Annotated in this window: 15 protein-coding genes, 4 tRNA genes and 1 pseudogene; 10 read left to right on the forward strand and 10 right to left on the reverse strand. The window is 60.9% G+C overall.

Annotated features, from left to right (window positions below):
• Positions 1–7: 7 nt before the first annotated feature.
• Both BBI10_RS27440 and BBI10_RS25960 read right to left on the reverse strand, forming a co-directional pair.
• Positions 8–112: pseudogene (locus BBI10_RS27440) on the reverse strand (dioxygenase); the annotation flags it as partial.
• A 293-nt stretch (positions 113–405) separates the two neighbouring features.
• A complete protein-coding gene (locus tag BBI10_RS25960; protein WP_065993066.1) occupies positions 406–1173 on the reverse strand; it encodes a DODA-type extradiol aromatic ring-opening family dioxygenase in 768 nt (255 codons plus the stop codon).
• Positions 1174–1278: 105 nt separating this feature from the next.
• Here BBI10_RS25960 and BBI10_RS25965 point away from each other — a divergent pair, with 105 nt between their 5' ends.
• Positions 1279–1935, forward strand: a complete 657-nt coding sequence (locus BBI10_RS25965; RefSeq protein ID WP_065993068.1) for a thiopurine S-methyltransferase — start codon at positions 1279–1281, stop codon at positions 1933–1935.
• Between the two features lie 74 nt (positions 1936–2009).
• Here BBI10_RS25965 and htpX read toward each other — a convergent pair whose 3' ends face one another.
• Positions 2010–2897: a protease HtpX gene (htpX, locus tag BBI10_RS25970; RefSeq protein WP_037011815.1), complete on the reverse strand. Its 888-nt coding sequence runs from the start codon at positions 2895–2897 to the stop codon at positions 2010–2012.
• A 268-nt stretch (positions 2898–3165) separates the two neighbouring features.
• Entirely contained in the window at positions 3166–4377 is a 1212-nt protein-coding gene (locus BBI10_RS25975; protein ID WP_065993069.1) for a pyridoxal phosphate-dependent aminotransferase, read from the reverse strand.
• 192 nt (positions 4378–4569) lie between these two features.
• Between BBI10_RS25975 and msrB the strand changes: the two genes are divergently transcribed.
• Together msrB and BBI10_RS25985 are read left to right on the forward strand one after the other, a co-directional pair.
• Positions 4570–4968: a peptide-methionine (R)-S-oxide reductase MsrB gene (gene msrB, locus BBI10_RS25980; protein ID WP_065993070.1), complete on the forward strand. Its 399-nt coding sequence runs from the start codon at positions 4570–4572 to the stop codon at positions 4966–4968.
• An 84-nt stretch (positions 4969–5052) separates the two neighbouring features.
• Positions 5053–5553: a glutathione peroxidase gene (locus BBI10_RS25985; protein WP_065993071.1), complete on the forward strand. Its 501-nt coding sequence runs from the start codon at positions 5053–5055 to the stop codon at positions 5551–5553.
• Positions 5554–5565: 12 nt separating this feature from the next.
• Here BBI10_RS25985 and BBI10_RS25990 read toward each other — a convergent pair whose 3' ends face one another.
• A complete protein-coding gene (locus BBI10_RS25990; protein WP_065993072.1) occupies positions 5566–7884 on the reverse strand; it encodes a hybrid sensor histidine kinase/response regulator in 2319 nt (772 codons plus the stop codon).
• An 87-nt stretch (positions 7885–7971) separates the two neighbouring features.
• On the opposite strand from BBI10_RS25990, the gene BBI10_RS25995 reads away from it, so the two are divergent.
• Both BBI10_RS25995 and BBI10_RS26000 read left to right on the forward strand, forming a co-directional pair.
• Entirely contained in the window at positions 7972–8865 is an 894-nt protein-coding gene (locus BBI10_RS25995) for an ATP-binding protein (RefSeq protein WP_065993074.1), read from the forward strand.
• The gene (locus BBI10_RS26000; RefSeq protein ID WP_065993077.1) at positions 8862–9344 is read left to right on the forward strand and encodes a GAF domain-containing protein; all 483 of its coding nucleotides are present in this window, start codon (positions 8862–8864) and stop codon (positions 9342–9344) included. The genes BBI10_RS25995 and BBI10_RS26000 overlap by 4 nt, the downstream gene beginning before the upstream one ends.
• A 48-nt stretch (positions 9345–9392) precedes the next feature.
• Here the strand turns inward: BBI10_RS26000 and BBI10_RS26005 are convergent, their stop codons facing one another.
• Positions 9393–10166 carry a hypothetical protein gene (locus tag BBI10_RS26005; RefSeq protein ID WP_065993078.1) on the reverse strand — a complete coding sequence of 258 codons (774 nt, stop codon included), beginning with the start codon at positions 10164–10166 and terminating at the stop codon, positions 9393–9395.
• Between the two features lie 264 nt (positions 10167–10430).
• On the opposite strand from BBI10_RS26005, the gene BBI10_RS26010 reads away from it, so the two are divergent.
• The 4 genes from BBI10_RS26010 to BBI10_RS26025 all read left to right on the forward strand — a co-directional run bounded on the left by BBI10_RS26010 (position 10431) and on the right by BBI10_RS26025 (position 10841).
• Positions 10431–10506: transfer RNA gene (locus BBI10_RS26010), tRNA-Glu, on the forward strand.
• Positions 10507–10508: 2 nt separating this feature from the next.
• Positions 10509–10584 (forward strand) — tRNA-Gly (locus BBI10_RS26015).
• Between the two features lie 103 nt (positions 10585–10687).
• Positions 10688–10763, forward strand: a tRNA-Glu gene (locus BBI10_RS26020).
• A gap of 2 nt (positions 10764–10765) precedes the next feature.
• Positions 10766–10841: transfer RNA gene (locus BBI10_RS26025), tRNA-Gly, on the forward strand.
• 121 nt (positions 10842–10962) lie between these two features.
• Here the strand turns inward: BBI10_RS26025 and BBI10_RS26030 are convergent.
• The 3 genes from BBI10_RS26030 to BBI10_RS26040 form a co-directional block, all read right to left on the reverse strand.
• A complete protein-coding gene (locus tag BBI10_RS26030; RefSeq protein WP_065993082.1) occupies positions 10963–11985 on the reverse strand; it encodes an ABC transporter substrate-binding protein in 1023 nt (340 codons plus the stop codon).
• A 305-nt stretch (positions 11986–12290) separates the two neighbouring features.
• On the reverse strand, positions 12291–13871 hold the full coding sequence (locus BBI10_RS26035) for a rhodanese homology domain-containing protein (protein WP_065993084.1): 1581 nt from the start codon (positions 13869–13871) through the stop codon (positions 12291–12293).
• Entirely contained in the window at positions 13868–14476 is a 609-nt protein-coding gene (locus BBI10_RS26040; protein WP_065993085.1) for a cysteine dioxygenase, read from the reverse strand. Before BBI10_RS26040 ends, BBI10_RS26035 begins: the two co-directional genes overlap by 4 nt.
• Positions 14477–14687: 211 nt before the next feature.
• On the opposite strand from BBI10_RS26040, the gene BBI10_RS26045 reads away from it, so the two are divergent.
• Positions 14688–15593 carry a LysR family transcriptional regulator gene (locus tag BBI10_RS26045; RefSeq protein WP_065993086.1) on the forward strand — a complete coding sequence of 302 codons (906 nt, stop codon included), beginning with the start codon at positions 14688–14690 and terminating at the stop codon, positions 15591–15593.
• A 79-nt stretch (positions 15594–15672) separates the two neighbouring features.
• Here the strand turns inward: BBI10_RS26045 and BBI10_RS26050 are convergent, their stop codons facing one another.
• Positions 15673–16197, reverse strand: a complete 525-nt coding sequence (locus BBI10_RS26050) for a DUF1266 domain-containing protein (RefSeq protein ID WP_244160423.1) — start codon at positions 16195–16197, stop codon at positions 15673–15675.
• Positions 16198–16249 lie beyond the last annotated feature (52 nt).

The raw sequence follows: 16249 nt of genomic DNA on the forward strand, positions 1-16249 counted from the left end.
AGCCACCTCAACCAAACCGATAGATGTCCATCCCCAACGCACCCATGGTGAAGCCCTGATGCTCAATGCTGAACTGTCCGCCCGCCGCCCGCGCGAAATACAGCGGCAGTATTTGAAGGGCACTTATTTGAAGGGGACTGATTTATTTACAACGCTTCACCGTAAATTAATCTGTCCCCGTTTTGTCTTGGCGCCGATCCCATAGACGGAGGGGGAGGCACCAGGCCGAGTGGGTTTTGGTTGGGTAGGACCGGCTTCAGCCGGGAAGGCGTCGGTTGCCACACAACTGACCGGGGACAGATTAATTTACGATGAAGCGCTGTAAATAAATCAGTCCCCTATAAGTGGTCCCCTATAAGTGCGCTTCCCGGCTGAAGCCGCTCCACGGGGACAAAACCAACCCCCTCAACCAAACCGATAGATGTCCATCCCCAACGCACCCATGGTGAAACCCTGGTGCTCGATGCTGAATTCCCCGCCCGCCGCCCGCGCAAAATACAGCGGCAGCAGGTGTTCATCGGTCGGGTGGTTGCGCGCGGCGTTGGGTGCCTGATTTCGATAGTCGTGCAGCGCTTCCAGGTCGTCCGCCGCGAGCTTTTCCACCATCCAGTCGCGGAATGCGAGGGCCCAGGGCGTGATGCTCTCAGGTCCCGCCTGCCAGTCCAGCTCGCGCAAATTATGGGTGATGCTGCCAGAGCCGATCAGCAGAACGTTTTCCTCACGCAGCCGATTCAGCGCCTGCCCGACGCGTGTCTGCAGGGCAGGGCCCATCCGCGTGGGCAGTGAAACCTGCACGATGGGAATGTCCGCCCGCGGGTACATCAACGACAATGGCACCCAAACCCCATGGTCGAACGGTCGCTCGGTGTTCATGCGCGCCGGCAGGTCAGCCTCTGTCAGCAGCTCCAGCACGCGCTGCGTCAGCTCCGGCATGCCGGACGCCGGGTACTGCACGGCGAAGAGCGCAGGGGGGAAGCCACCGAAGTCATGCCAGGTCTCCGGCTGCGGATTGCCGTTGACCAGCAGCTCGTTGCTTTCCCAGTGCGCCGAGACCATCACGATGGCCTTGGGGCGCGGCAGGGAGGCGGCCAGACGCGCGAGCGCCGGCCCGCTCTCGCCCGGTTCGAGGGCAAGCATGGGCGAGCCGTGGGAAATGAACAGGCTAGGCAGCATTTGCAGTGTCCTGAGCGTATAAGGTGAGTGGCATCATCGGGCAGTGCATCCATCTAAATCTAATATAAGTTTTCGTCCGTTTTGATCGGGATATCAGGAGTGTCTATGGAGCCGCGTTTTTGGCATGAGCGCTGGGCGATCAACCAGATCGGTTTCAATCAGGCGTCTGTGAATCCGCACCTGTTGCGCCTGTGGCCAGAGCTCACCGCCATGCCAGGGGAGCGCGTGCTGGTACCGTTGTGCGGCAAAAGCATCGACATGGTCTGGCTGCTCAACCAGGGGTTTCACGTGGTGGGCGCGGAATTGTCTGAGATAGCGGTGGCCGGCTTCTTCAGCGAGAACGGCTGGCAGCCCACGATTGAAGAGCGTGGCGCGCTCAAGGTCTATCGTGCGGAGGGGTGCGAGATCTGGTGCGGCGACTTCTTTGCCCTCACGCCTGAAGACGTTGGCGACTGCACCGCATTCTACGACCGAGCCGCCCTGATCGCGCTGCCGCCGGACCTGCGCTGGCGTTACGTCAAACAGCTCAATCATCTGTTGTCGAACGATGCCTGCGGCTTGCTGGTGACGCTGGATTACGATCAGTCGTTGATTGCCGGCCCGCCGTTCTCGGTGGATGAGGACGAGGTGCTGCAGTTGCTCTCCCCGGACTGGCGGGTCAAACGCGTCGCGGATCTGGACGTGCTGGAGGAGGGCGTGAAGTTCAAGCAGGCGGGGGCAACGTCCCTGATGGAATATGCGTATCGACTGTATCGCCGATAGCGCAGCGCAAAGAAATCAGCACAAAAGAAAAGGGCGACTTCACGTCGCCCTTTCTGGATGCAGCCTCTACACAATCAACCGCGGCGACGAAGCGCCTCGATGCGCTCTTCCAGCGGCGGGTGGCTCATGAACAGCCCGGCCAGGCCGTGCTTCAAACCACCGTTGATACCGAACGCCGTCATGCTTTCGGGCATTTGCACCGGAACGCCCTGTTCCGAACGCAGACGCTGCAGAGCGCTGATCATCGCGCCCGTACCGGCCAGGCGGGCACCGGCGTCGTCGGCACGGTATTCACGCTTGCGCGAGAACCACATGACGATGGCGCTGGCGAGGAAACCCAGCACGATTTCGGCGAAGATGGTCGCGATGTAGAACGCGATGCCACGGCCTTCTTCGTTCTTGAAGATCACCTTGTCGACGAAGTTGCCGATGATTCGGGCGAAGAACATGACGAAGGTGTTGACCACGCCCTGGACCAGCGCCAGCGTCACCATGTCGCCGTTGGCAACGTGACCGATCTCGTGAGCCAGCACTGCTTTCACTTCATCGGGCGAAAAACGCTCCAGCAGGCCCTGGCTGACCGCGACCAGCGCGTCGTTCTTGTTCCAGCCGGTGGCAAAGGCATTGGCCTCGTAGGCAGGGAAAATACCCACTTCCGGCATCTTGATGCCTGCATCGCGGGACAGTTGTTCCACGGTCTGCAGCAGCCATTGCTCATGACGGGTGCGGGGTTGGGTGATGATCTCGGTGCCTGTGCTCATCTTCGCCATCCACTTGGAGATGAACAGCGAGAACAGCGAACCGGCGAAACCGAACACAGCGCAGAAGATCAGCAGCTGATTGAGGTTCAGATCAACCCCGTTGGCCGCCATGAACCCGTTGAAGCCAAAAAGGCTCAGGGTGATGCTGGCAATCAGCACGACCGCAAGGTTAGTGGCCAAAAACAGCAAAATGCGCATCATGGTTAAGAGTTTCTCCTCGGGAAGAATATGTAACGTACTGCGGGGGTATATAAGGTGATGTCGGGGTGTATTCAACCGGGCGATCATTTCAAACTGTGTCGTTTGCTGTCGCGCTGGCGAAAAGCCTCATCGGCAAGAGGGTGAGGGCGGTGCGACTGGCCCCCGGAACAACAGCAGCCGGCTTGGGGGCGAACCCGGTGAGTCAGACAACATCGTCGTCAATCATCACCAGCGTTCATCCAAAAGCCGGCGCTTGCAGCACGCTGCGTTACTGCTTGTAGGTCTTCAAAAAGTTGCCGATCCGGCCAATGGCCTGCTCCAGATCATCCACACGCGGCAGCGTCACCACGCGGAAATGGTCCGGCCACGGCCAATTGAACGCCGTGCCCTGAACGATCAGCAGCTTTTCCGACAGCAGCAGGTCCAGCGCAAACTTCTCGTCGTTGTGGATCGGGCAGACTTTCGGGTCGATGCGCGGGAAGGCATACAGCGCGCCCATCGGCTTCACGCAGCTCACGCCCGGAATATCATTGAGCAATTCCCAGGTCCGGTTGCGCTGCTCCAGCAGACGGCCCGGCGGCAGGATCAGGTCGTTGATGCTCTGATAACCACCCAGCGCGGTCTGGATCGCGTGCTGGCTCGGCACGTTGGCGCACAGACGCATGTTTGCCAGGATGTCGATGCCTTCGATATAGCTGACCGCGTTGTGCTTGGGCCCGGAAATCGCGATCCAGCCCGAACGGAAGCCCGCCACGCGATAGGATTTCGACAGCCCGTTGAAGGTCAGGCACAGCAGGTCCGGTGCCAGCGAGGCGGTGCAGATGTGCACGGCGTCGTCGTAGAGAATCTTGTCGTAGATTTCGTCGGAGAAGACCACCAGATTGTGCTGACGCGCAATCTCCAGCATCCCCAGCAACACTTCGCGGGAATAAACGGCGCCGGTCGGGTTGTTCGGGTTGATGATCACCATCGCTTTGGTGTTCGGCGTGATCTTGGCCTTCATGTCCTCCAGATCAGGCCACCAGTTGGCCTGCTCGTCGCACAGATAATGCACCGGGTTGCCGCCGGACAGCGCAACGGCGGCGGTCCACAGCGGGTAGTCCGGCGCAGGAACCAGCACTTCGTCGCCGTTGTTGAGCAGGGCCTGCATCGACATCACGATCAGTTCCGAGACGCCGTTGCCCAGATAGATGTCTTCGATGCCGACACCTTCGACCTGCTTCTGCTGGTAGTACTGCATCACCGCCTTGCGCGCGCTGAACAGGCCCTTGGAATCGCTGTAACCCTGGGCCATGGGCAGGTTGCGGATGACGTCCTGCAGAATTTCGTCCGGCGCCTCGAAACCAAACGGCGCCGGGTTGCCAATGTTCAGCTTGAGGATGCGATGGCCTTCCTCTTCCAGGCGCTTGGCGTGCTTGAGCACCGGCCCGCGAATGTCGTAGCAGACGTTGGCGAGCTTGTTCGATTTGCTGAACTGCATGGTGATTGGTCCCGAAAAGAGACGGCCCGCTGTAAGAAGAAGCGCGGACCGCTGAGCATGACGCCATCAAAATGGGTTTGTACGCGAGAAACGCGGGTGACAGACTGGCGTCCAACGAAGGCGCAATCATACGTGCCACCCGATCCGTGGAAAAGACACAGATCGGGCTTTTTCATTTACGGAGGTCTACCCGTGGCTAAGCTGGATAAAACCCTTGAAGAATGGAAAGCGATGCTCGATCCCGAGCAGTTCAACGTCTGCCGGCTGAAGGGCACGGAGCGTCCATTCAGCGGCAAATACAACGAGACCAAGACCGACGGCGTTTACCACTGCATCTGCTGCAACGAGCCGCTGTTCGACTCCAAGACCAAGTTCGATTCGGGCTGCGGCTGGCCGAGCTTCTACGCCCCGCTGGAAGGCAGCGCAGTGGTCGAAGTGCGCGACGTCAGTCATGGCATGATTCGCACCGAAGTGGTCTGCAGCAAGTGCGACGCTCACCTCGGCCACGTGTTTCCGGATGGTCCGCCGCCCACCGGTTTGCGCTACTGCATCAACTCCGTATGCCTGGACCTGGTGCCACGCAACGCCTGATGCAGGCCTATCACCGGTAACAATGGGATAGCGCGCCAGACATTGGCGCGCTAGCGTTGCGGTTTACTCAATCGAGGCATCGCTATGAGCGACGAATTGCTGAACATTCCGGTGCAAACGATCAAGGGCGAACAAAAGACCCTGGCTGACTTCGGCGGCAGGGCGCTACTGGTGGTGAATACCGCCAGCAAGTGCGGTTTCACGCCGCAATACAAGGGCCTTGAGGAATTGTGGCAGGGCTACAAGGATCGCGGACTGGTGGTGCTGGGCTTTCCGTGCAACCAGTTCGGCAAGCAGGAGCCGGGCAACGAAGGCTCGATTTCCGACTTTTGCGAACTGAACTACGGGGTGAGTTTTCCGCTGTTCAATAAGATCGACGTCAACGGCAGCCATGCCCACCCGCTGTTCGTGCAGCTCAAGAAGCGCGCGCCGGGCTTGCTCGGTTCGGAAGGCATCAAGTGGAATTTCACCAAGTTCCTGGTAGGCCGCGACGGCAAGCTGGTCAAACGTTACGCCCCACTGACCAAGCCGGAAGACATCAAGGCTGACATCGAAGCGCTGCTGAAGGAACAAGCGGCCGGCTGATCGGCGCAGCGTTTAATGCGGCTGTTCTACCGGGATCCACTGGTCCAGCAACGCCATCAATTCCTCGCGACGAAAAGGCTTGGCCAGGTAGTCGCTCATGCCCGCGGCCTTGCAGTGTTCACGCTCTTCCGGCATCGCGTTGGCCGTCAGCGCGATGATCGGCAGACCCGACCAGCGCTCGTTCTCCCGGATTCGTCGCGTCGCGTCATAGCCGTTCATCACCGGCATATTGCAGTCCATCAGCACCAGATCGAAGTGATCCTGCTCAAGCTGCTGCAGGGCTTCGGCGCCATTGCTGCTGACGACCACATCGCAGCCCAGCTTGCCGAGCATGCCTTTCGCCACCAGCTGATTCACCGGGTTGTCCTCCACCAGCAGGATACGCGCCCGATGGGTGGGTGAAGGGTCGCCCTGTTCCTGGCGGATACCTGCCTGACCGTCGGCGTCCAGAATGCGCGCCAGGCTTTGATGCAACACAGTGCGCGAGAGTGGCCGCGCCTGCTGTTGCAGCGGCGCCAGTGCCGCCACCTGCTCGCCGGGCATGAAGTTGCCGTACGCCGTCACCAGCAAGACCGGCACCGTGCACGCTTCTCGGATGGCCACCAGGCATTCCGGGCAATCGCTGATCAGCAAGTCCGCACCGGCATCGGGCGCCGCGCCGTCCGCCAGCGGCTGACAGGTCACGCCCCATTCCGGCAGCAGCCGGCTGAGCATTTCCAGCAATCCGCTGTTCGCGTCGCTGGCCACCAGCACTTTGCCCTTGAGCATTGGCCATTTCAGCGCCGGCGTGTGCGCCGGCAGCGGCAGGTCCACACGGAAGCGGCTGCCGACGCCCACGGCGGATTCGATACTCAATTGCCCGTTCATGGCATCGGTCAGGTTATGGGTCAGGGTCAGGCCCAAGCCGGTGCCGCCGTACTGCCGGGTGATCGCGGCTTCGGCCTGAGTAAATGGCTGAAAGATCTTCGCCTGGGCGTCCTGGGCGATGCCGATGCCGGTGTCGCACACCTCGATGCGCACGCGGTCGCCATACTGACCCAGCCGCACATCCACACGCCCGGCGCGGGTGAACTTGAGCGCGTTGGAGAGCAGGTTGCTGACGATCTGCCGCACCCGCGTCGGGTCACCCAGCACGGACGCCGGAAAGCGCGGGTCGATCAGGCAGGTCAGCTCGACGTTCGGCGCCGCGTTTTGCGACAGCAGGCTGGCGGTGTCTTCGATCAAGGCGGCCAGGTCGAACGGAATGCGCTCAAGCTCCACCTGGCCGGCGTCGAATTTCGACAGGTCGAGAATGTCATTCAGCAGTTCGACCAACACCTTGCCCGAGTCGTGGGCAATGGACAGCTGCTGGCGCTGTTCTGCGCTGAGCGGGCCATCGAGGGACAACGCCAGCATGCCCAGCAAGCCGTTGAGCGGCGTGCGGATTTCATGGCTCATGTGGGCGAGAAACGCCGAGCGTGCGTGGGCCATGTCCAGCGCCGTGCTGCGCGCAATCTGCAGTTCTTCGTTTGACTGGCTGAGCCGGGCATTGCTGGATTCGAGCTGCTGGGTGCGCGCGGAGACGATGTCTTCCAGCTCGTTGAGGTGATCGGTCAGCCGGTTCTCGGCCTCCCGCCGCTGCGCAAACTCACTGGCAACGCTCTCGAACTGCCGATTGGTGACCGCCACCAACACGCCGATTTCGTCATCTTCGTGGCCGGGTGGGCAGGGCACCGGAGGTTGAACGGGGCTGCGCGGATCACGTTCCGACAGCGCACGGATCATGCCCGTCAGCGGTTTGGTCAACGTGAGATAGAACAGCGCCAGCAGCAGGCCGGCCAGCACCAGGCTGCGCACGAAGCCGTTGACCAGAGTGATGCCGGCGCGCTGCAGAAAATGGTTGCCGAAAGCGAACGTATCGACGTCCAGGTGCAAGGTGCCGATGGACTCATCGGGGATATGGTCCAGGTGCAGCACGTCTTCGAACTGCCGACTCCCACCGAACAGAAAATCACTGACCATGCGGTACGCGCTTTTCGCCAGCGGCCGTGATACCGCAGCGAGCTGAACGTTGTTGTTATCCGTCAGCCGCGCGCCGACCACGGCCGGGGAGTGCAGCAGGCCGAGGGTCAGTTCCTGGGCGAGTTCTGCATCCAGGTTGTAGGCAATGCGCGAGGCGGGGTTATGACTGATTTGCAGCAGGGAGCGAATTTCACGATCGATGGACGCGTCTTCGCTGGCATAATCGAGCGCAATTTGAGACAGACTGAGCAGCGTGCCCAATACAAAGCCGATCAGCACAGTCAATCGGGCCTGTTTGAATGACAGCCGGTGGGTGATCGCTATATCCATAAAAGGCACTGTCACTTCTTGTGTCCGTCGCGTGGCAAGCATAGCTGATCGCGGCCACGCGTTAACCCGTTAAATCAAGGAGAAACCGTGGATTCTCGATTGAACGCATTTCTGGAGCGCGCCGAGTCGGTACTGGCGCGTCTCGAACCTCTCTTGCCTGCCGTTCGGCAGCCCGTGGACTGGGAAACGACCCTGGCCGCGCGCTGGGTCCACGAAGGTCGCGGCGGTTACCTGATGCCACTGGACGTCACCCTGGACATGCGCCTGTCCGACCTCATCGGCGTTGACCGCCAGCGTGAGCAACTGGGCCGCAATACGCAGCAGTTCATCGACGGCCTGCCCGCCAACCACGCGCTGCTCTGGGGTTCGCGTGGGACGGGCAAGTCGTCGCTGGTCCGGGCGTTGCTGGCCGAGCACGCGAAGGCCGGTCTGCGCCTGATCGAGATCGAGCGCGACCACTTGGGCGATCTGCCGCGCGTGGTCGAGCAACTGCAGAAGTCACCCCAGCGTTTCGTATTGTTCTGCGACGACCTGTCGTTCGAATCCGGCGAAGGCGACTACCGGGTGCTCAAGAGCGTGCTCGATGGCTCGCTGGAACAGGCGCCTGACAATGTCCTGCTGTACGCCACCTCGAACCGCCGGCATCTGGTGCCTGAGAAGGAGAGCGACAACGCTCACTGGCAGCGCGGTGACGACGGCGAGATTCACCCGAGTGAAGCCGTCGAAGACAAGATCGCGCTGTCCGACCGCTTCGGCCTTTGGCTGTCGTTCTATCCGTTCACTCAGGAGCATTTTCTGGATGTGGTGGAGCACTGGATCGGCGAGCTGGCGATCAGGGCCGGCCTGCAATGGCAGCGCGATGAAGCGCTCGAGATTCACGCCGTGCGCTGGGCAACCGGCCGTGGCAACCGCAACGGCCGTTGCGCGTATCAGTTCGCCCGTTACTGGGTTGGTTTGAAAATGCTGGAGCAAGACGCATGATCGATTTGAATTCCGCAGGGGAGGGCCTTGATGGCTACCGCCTGCTTGCTGCACAACTGGAATCCCTGCTGGCGGATGAGCGCGACTTCATCGCCAACGCCGCGCAGTTCTCGGCCTTCCTTTATACCCAGCTCGACGACCTGAACTGGGCAGGCTTCTACCTCAACCGCAACGAAGAGCTGGTGCTGGGTCCGTTTCAGGGCCAGATCGCCTGTGTGCGCATTCCGTTCGGCAGGGGCGTGTGCGGTACGGCGGCACAAAGCCGCGAAACCCAGCGCGTGGTCGATGTCCATGAGTTTCCCGGCCACATCGCCTGCGACAGCGCTTCCAATAGCGAATTGGTCGTGCCACTGGTGAAGGATGGACAGCTGATCGGGGTTCTGGATCTGGACAGCCCGAGCGTCGGGCGCTTTAACGAGGAAGATCAGGCGGGGATTGAACGGCTGGCGGCGATTTTCCTGAATTCGACCGATTGCTGATGTGAAGCCCCGACGCACCGCTTGGCGCGGTGCGTCGGTGTCGAGCCATCAGTCGTAGATGGCTTTCTTTTTCCACTCTGCCTCGGCGTCCACGACGCGCAACCCTTCGGTCAGCTCGTTGTTGTCGTCTTCGGTCGGTGCAATGGTGTCCAGCACCATGGAGTTCGCCTTGGCCAATTGCCGCTCCATGGCCTGCAAGTGGCTTTTCCACGGCGCGGGTTCAGGCTGGTTTTTCAGGTACTGAACGCCACGCTCGAAGGCCAGACGCGCCTGACCGGGCTGTTCCTGACTCATCGCGTGCTGGCCCAGGTTGTTGAAGAACTCGATGTGCAGCAGCACCAGCAAGTTGCGGATCTCGCGAATCCATTGCTTGGCTTCGGACGTTTGCAGGAAACCGTCGTGGGCCGCTCGCGTCACCTGGCCGTGCATGGCTTCCAGCAGAAAGCGCACGTCCTTGGCCTTGGCTTCGGTTTGAATCGGGCTGGGCGGGTTGCTGACGGTGATCGCGTCGCCCTGCGCTACCAGGGCTTCCAGTTCAGACTGGCGCTCCTGAAGATTCGGGTTGTTCCTTTTTTCCAGAGCGAGCAGGCGCTTGACCACGTTCAGCTCCAGCCGAACCAGCAGCAGCTTCAACTGTGGCGTCATCAACTGACCGGGGAAGGTTTCGGACAGCTCGCTGCAGCGGCGTAGCCGGTCGTTGAGCTCGACCATGCTGCGCGCGCGCTCGACCTTTTTGCCTTCTGCGACATGATTCAGATAGCCCACCGCAATGAGGAGCACGATGCCTGCTACAACCAAGAAGGTGATAAAGAGTGGTGTCACCGCACAAGCCTCAATCAAGTAATTTGCGCGAGTGTAGTGGCTATCCACTATCGCGGGAAGGTGGTCCTGTCACTCCGCCTGATATTGCCCATGGCGGCTGACACGTGTGTATCGGCCGTCCTTTGCCTAAATAGAGGGCGAAGTCATTGATTTGAATATATTTTCACTGAGGGGTTGACGACCCCTATATCCATCCATAGAATGCGCGCCACTTGCAGCGTAAAGCACACAGCAGAGCGTAGCAGGGAGTGAATGTTGTAGCGTGTCCCCTTCGTCTAGTGGCCTAGGACACCGCCCTTTCACGGCGGTAACAGGGGTTCGAGTCCCCTAGGGGACGCCATTGCGGGAATAGCTCAGTTGGTAGAGCACGACCTTGCCAAGGTCGGGGTCGCGAGTTCGAGTCTCGTTTCCCGCTCCATTTTTAAGCAGCTTTGCTTTCGGGCGAAGTTGAGTGAAACCAGGAAGCGTCTTCGGATGTGTTTCTGGAACTGGAACACAACACCATGGTGTTTCCAGGCTGTGTCCCCTTCGTCTAGTGGCCTAGGACACCGCCCTTTCACGGCGGTAACAGGGGTTCGAGTCCCCTAGGGGACGCCATTGCGGGAATAGCTCAGTTGGTAGAGCACGACCTTGCCAAGGTCGGGGTCGCGAGTTCGAGTCTCGTTTCCCGCTCCAAATTCTCAAAAACGCCGCTCAACAGAGCGGCGTTTTTGTGTGTGCGGGATTTACAACGCACACGCGCCTCAAATCGATTTTGTCCCGCTCATTCCACAGGCTTCCAAATTAGCCCGCTCCCCTAGCGCGCAGCTTGGGGATTGTTCTGACTGGCAGCTTGCTCGGCTGATGGCTCGGCGGCCAGGCGGATGGCATTGAAATCCGGGTCGAAGCCACGGGACACGTCGACGTGTTTGTTGAGGATGCCTTCGCGCTGGTAGATGTCCGCCGTATTCTGCAAGCCCTTGATGACGCCGTCATCGATGCTCACGCGTTCCATTTTCGTGTCCTGGTTGACGGCCAGATGCACGGCCAACGGCAGGCCGGTGACCTTGGTCTGGGCGGCGGCGTATTCGGCCGGGTGGGCGTTGGCCCAGCGGTAGGCGCGGTCGAGGCGCACCACGAAATCGTCCAGTTGCACGCGCTTGTCGGCGATTGCCTTGCTGGTCGCGGCGAGATAGGAATGGTTGGTCAGCAGGTCCGGCCCGTTGGGCAGGATCCGCGCGCCGTTCTGCGTGGCGACGGTGGTGTAGGGTGCCCACGTGGCCCAGGCGTCAGCGTCGCCGTTGTCGAGGATCAGCCGGGACTCGCTGGGTAACAGGTAAACGAAGTTCACGTCGCTGGTCTTCAGGCCGGCCTCGTTCAGCGCGCGAATCGCCAGGTAATGACCAATGGAGCCGCGACCGGTGACGATGCGCTTGCCTTTGAGGTCCGCAACCGAGTGGACCGGCGAGTCGTTGCGCACAATCAGCGCAGTCGTGTAGCGCCCACTGACGTGGGTAATGCTGATGACCTTCAACGCCGCACCGGCGCCCAGCGCAAAGACATACGGCGCGTCGCCCAGCGCGCCGACGTCGACGGCCCCCGCGTTCAGGGCTTCACCTAACGGCGACGCCGAGGGAAATTCGGAAAACTTGATCTCGTAGGGTACGTCCTTCAGCTCGCCGGACACCTCCAGCAGCACCTTCAGCGCGGACTTCTGGTTGGCGACGAGCAGCGGCTGGAGTTGCTCGGCGGCCTGTGTGGTCTGGCTGAATGATAATGCGAGCAGTGCGCCGAGTATCACGTGTCGGGCGCGGAGCAGGGGAGTGAAAGGGGCGGACATGGTGCGTCTCTCCAGGCATGAAAAAGGGTTCTCGGCCTCCGCCTGGAGAAGGGGTCGGCAAGGGGATTGACCATATGCCGATAAGAAATGGAATAGAAGTATCTTTTGGTTATATGCTAATTATGTACGTTTGTGATTATCTAGCTTGACTCTATAAAAATATTGCATAGATATATTGAGGCAATGCGCTCTTTGCTGCAGCGGTTGCCCGCGAGTTGGCGCGCGTGATTGCTGAATCTTCAGCGACTGGAATGCCGTTTTCGTCAGCAAGCTCACTCCTACAAGAGGAGGGTATGCAGCGTGGCTCAGATCACATAAAACCCGTGGGTCCCGTCGCGGCCCAGTTGCTCGACCAGTCCATACTCCCAATCCAGATACGCCTGCATCGCCTCACGCGGCGCATCAGTGCCTTCATAAGGTCGGCGGTAGCGGTCAATGCGCGGGGAGGCCAGATGGCTCTCGCCGTGCTCAAGCTCAAAGCCTGCAGCCACCCAACTGGCGGTGCCATCTTTCAGCACAAACACCGGCTTGCCGGTCAGCGCTTCGACCTCCGACACGGCCAGCCGCGCGAGTTTGCTGCTGCCGCAAGTGAGCACGTAACGCTCGGCCGCCGGTGTGTTTTGCAGCGCGTTGGCAAGGTCGGCACGCAGTGTCCACCAGGCGCCGGGAATATGCTGCTTGACGTAGAGGGCGCTGGCAGTGAAATCCAGCACCGCCACGCCACCGTGTTCGCGCCACTCGCGTAACGTCTGCGCGCTGATCTCCTCGACCTGCGGCGCGAGCGGAGTCGGCGCGTTCCAGGCGCCTTTTTCACTGAAATCCTCCGGGCGCAGGTCGTCCACCACGAACACCTCCCAGCCCAGTTGCGCGAGCCACGAAGCAGACATGTTTGCGCGCACGCCGTCGTCATCCAGCAATACGATCCGCGCGCCGCGCACGCTGGCGTAATGGTCAGTCTCCTGCACCAGTTGGCCGCCCGGCGTCGAACGGGCACCGGGCACATGGCCGGCTTCGAATTCCTCCGGCGTGCGCACATCGAACAGGTACGTCGTGCGAGTCGTCTCGGCCTGCCAGACCGGCAAGTCCCCGCGGCTGGCGCGTTTCACTCGCGCTTTGTCCGCCACGTTGCGCGCATCCGCCCGAGCGACTTCCCGGGTTGCATCACTGACCGGCGGGAAGCGCAGGGATTTCCCATGGTCCAGGGTCTGGCCGGCCAACAGCCAGCCAATCGTGCCATTGCGCAGGGCGGAAATCGGGTTGGGCAGGCCTGCATTCACCAGCGACTGCGTGCCAATGATGCTGCGCGTACGGCCGGCGCAGTTGACGATAATTCGGGTATTCGGATCGGGGGCCAGCTCACGCGCCCGCAGCACCAGTTCGGCGCCGGGCACACTGACCCCGGTGGGAATGCTCATCGTCTGGTACTCATCGAACCGCCGCGCATCCAGTACCACCACGTCGGCCTTGGCGTCGAGCAACTGCTTGACCTCTTCGGCGGCCAGCGAAGGCGTCTGGCGATGGTGCTCCACCAGTTCGCCAAACGCCTTGCTCGGCACATTGACGTCGATGAACACCTCGCCGCCGGCGTCGCGCCAGCCCTGCAATCCGTCTTCAAGCAGCTTGACGTCGCTGTAACCCAGGCCCTGAAAGCGCTGCAAGGCGCGTTCGGCCAGACCCTCGCCGTTGTCGTACACCGTCACGGCGGTGTCGCGACGGGGGATGCGCGCGAGCACTTCCAGTTCCAGCTTCGACAAAGGGATGTTGGCGGCGAACAGCGGGTGAGCTTCGGCGAAGGGGGCTTCTTCGCGGACATCGACCAGCGCGACTTCTTCATGGGCGAGCAGGGCGCGGCGGATGTCGGCGCAGGAACGGGTGTTATGGCTCATTGGGCTTGGTTCTCTTTGGACAGATCCCAGATGTTCGGGAGCAAGGCGTTGGAATAACCCGAGATGAACAGCTTTTCGCTGCCATCGGGCTGGTAAACGGCGCGCTTCACGGCGCCAATGTTGGCACCGTAGACATGAATGCTGACCGACACCTGATCGTCGAAGGCATTCCTGACCTGATGAATGTCGTTGCTGCGCGGCGACAAGGCCTCGACATGGCCGGGCTCCAGGCGGATCGCCGGGCCCTCCTGTTCCAGTCGGCCATCGGCGCTGCGGGCGAACCCCTGGGAATACTCCGCGCCGCGCAGCATGCCGATCAAGCCCCAGACGCGGTGGTCGTGAATCGGCGTGCTCTGGCCCGGTCCCCACACAAAGCTGACGACCGAAAACCGCTGCCGTGAGTCGGCGTGCAACAGAAACTGTTGATAGCGCAGCGGATCGGGAGTGGCGAACTCTTCCGGCAGCCAGTCGTCATAACGGACCAGTTGCCCCAGCAGCTTGCCACCCCGGGAGAGCAGGTCGCCTTCCCCCGGATGGCTGTCGATCAGCTCGGCCAGCGCGCCGATAAACGCCCTGAGTCGTTCAGGGTGTCGGATGTGGGTCATGTCGGCTCCGGACACAGAAGAATGCTTAATATAAGCATAATTAAGCCGCCTAATATGCGATTCATTGATGATTAGGTTATAACCAAAACGTAGCTGATAACTGACTCACAGGTTGCTGGCCGTTCTGTGGCTAAACAGAGGCTATCCACAGCCTTCTGTGGCGATTATGATTTTTGCCTATCTTATTTCCCTTATTCCATGTGCGATCCGAATGAAAATTGATGACATCGATGCTTTCGTGGCGGTCATTCGCTGCCAGTCAATCAGCCATGCCGCTGAATCCCTGGACCTGACCCAGCCGGCCATCACGCGCCGGGTGCAGAATTTCGAGCAGGCACTGGGCGTCGAGTTGTTCGACCGTAATACCAAGCCGCTCAAGCCCACGGCAATGGGCAATCAGGTCTATCAGAAATGCCTGGCGATCCTGCGGGAAATGGACTCATTACGCGAACTCGTTGCCAGCGACACGCCGCCCACCGGATTGCTCAGACTGGGCGTGCCGCAAACCATCGGCGACGTCGTGCTGCTGGATGCGCTGAAACACCTGCGCGGGCAATTTCCCGACCTGCGTGCCCAAGTGATTACCGGCTGGGGCAGCCACCTGATTGGCAAAATCGAGAACGGCGAACTGGACGCAGCGGCGGCGCTGTTCCCTGCGGGCAAGATATTCCCCGAAGGCATCGTTGGCGAGTCCATCGGCAAGATGGAGCTGGTGGTGGTCTGCGCCAAGAGCGCGCTGCCGAAAAAACCGGTGAAACTGGCCGACTGCTACGCGCTGGGCTGGGTGCTCAACCCCGACGGCTGCGGTTTCCGTGCCGGGCTGCAACGCACCTTGGCTGACCAGGGGCTGAGCCTGAAGGTCAATCTGGAAACCTTCGGCACCGAGCTGCAACTGGGGCTGGTCGCCGACGGCATGGGCCTGGGTCTTGTGCCGCGTCCATTGCTGGAGCGCAGCGTCCACCGCGATTCACTGGTGGTCATGCCGCTCAAGGATTTCAAGCCGGTGATGGATCTGTGGCTGATCTACCCGCGCTTCCTCGGCAACTTGCAGGCGCCGGTGGCGTCCTTCGGTAGCGTGGTGGCGCATGCGCTGGAGCAGGAGCGGGATGCGGCTTGAGGGCTGTGACGTGATGGTGGACGGTCTGATCAAGACACCGTTTTGACTACCAGGAAAAGTCCTCGCCATAGCACAGGCGTTACTCGGCCAAAACTGGATTCAACGCCGCAGGCGTTTGCCAGTAAATATCGGCCCAAGCGCCGCTGCCGGCTGCCAGCAACTGGCGAAGATGCTGCTCGTGGAACGCTTCGCCCAGCGAATCGACGCGAAACGTTGCAACCCACTGCTCGCGCCCCAGCTTATAGGCGCTACCGAAATCTGCCCAACTGTCGAAACAATCCTGCGCCCGCTGTGCGTTGAGCAGCAGGACACGCCAGGCGAGTTCGGGCTCGAGCCAGCGCATCAGCAATGCACAGCGGATCAGAAACGCCACCCGCGCGCAGGCGAAAGCCATGGCTGCACGGGGTTCATCTTCGGCCGTCAGCGCTTGCAGGTCGAGGCTGTACCATTGCTGTTCGAGTGTCGCACTGAAGTGCTCCCGCACCGCTTCGTCATCGAAATTGCTGCGTATTCCGGCTTGGTAGAGCAACGCTGCGCGCACGGTTGTCTGCGCTTCCTCCGTGAAGGGATCGCATGCCGGCGAGTAGAAGCCCTCGATTTCCATTGCGTCAGCCATGGGCCTGGCTAACAGTAGCGACCAGTGCTTGCACGGGCTG

The organism is Pseudomonas graminis, from assembly GCF_001705435.1.
In the GTDB taxonomy this organism is placed as follows: domain Bacteria; phylum Pseudomonadota; class Gammaproteobacteria; order Pseudomonadales; family Pseudomonadaceae; genus Aquipseudomonas; species Aquipseudomonas graminis_B.

Bases quoted from the DNA above. Each gene is read 5' to 3' on its own strand.
- htpX (WP_037011815.1), bottom strand. From the start codon at position 2,897: ATGATGCGCATTTTGCTGTTTTTGGCCACTAACCTTGCGGTCGTGCTG.
- BBI10_RS25975 (WP_065993069.1), bottom strand. From the start codon at position 4,377: ATGCAGTTCAGCAAATCGAACAAGCTCGCCAACGTCTGCTACGACATT.
- BBI10_RS25960 (WP_065993066.1), bottom strand. From the start codon at position 1,173: ATGCTGCCTAGCCTGTTCATTTCCCACGGCTCGCCCATGCTTGCCCTC.
- BBI10_RS26000 (WP_065993077.1), top strand. From the start codon at position 8,862: ATGATCGATTTGAATTCCGCAGGGGAGGGCCTTGATGGCTACCGCCTG.
- BBI10_RS26050 (WP_244160423.1), bottom strand. From the start codon at position 16,197: ATGGAAATCGAGGGCTTCTACTCGCCGGCATGCGATCCCTTCACGGAG.
- BBI10_RS25985 (WP_065993071.1), top strand. From the start codon at position 5,053: ATGAGCGACGAATTGCTGAACATTCCGGTGCAAACGATCAAGGGCGAA.
- BBI10_RS25990 (WP_065993072.1), bottom strand. From the start codon at position 7,884: ATGGATATAGCGATCACCCACCGGCTGTCATTCAAACAGGCCCGATTG.
- BBI10_RS25965 (WP_065993068.1), top strand. From the start codon at position 1,279: ATGGAGCCGCGTTTTTGGCATGAGCGCTGGGCGATCAACCAGATCGGT.
- BBI10_RS26045 (WP_065993086.1), top strand. From the start codon at position 14,688: ATGAAAATTGATGACATCGATGCTTTCGTGGCGGTCATTCGCTGCCAG.
- BBI10_RS26030 (WP_065993082.1), bottom strand. From the start codon at position 11,985: ATGTCCGCCCCTTTCACTCCCCTGCTCCGCGCCCGACACGTGATACTC.
- BBI10_RS26035 (WP_065993084.1), bottom strand. From the start codon at position 13,871: ATGAGCCATAACACCCGTTCCTGCGCCGACATCCGCCGCGCCCTGCTC.
- BBI10_RS26040 (WP_065993085.1), bottom strand. From the start codon at position 14,476: ATGACCCACATCCGACACCCTGAACGACTCAGGGCGTTTATCGGCGCG.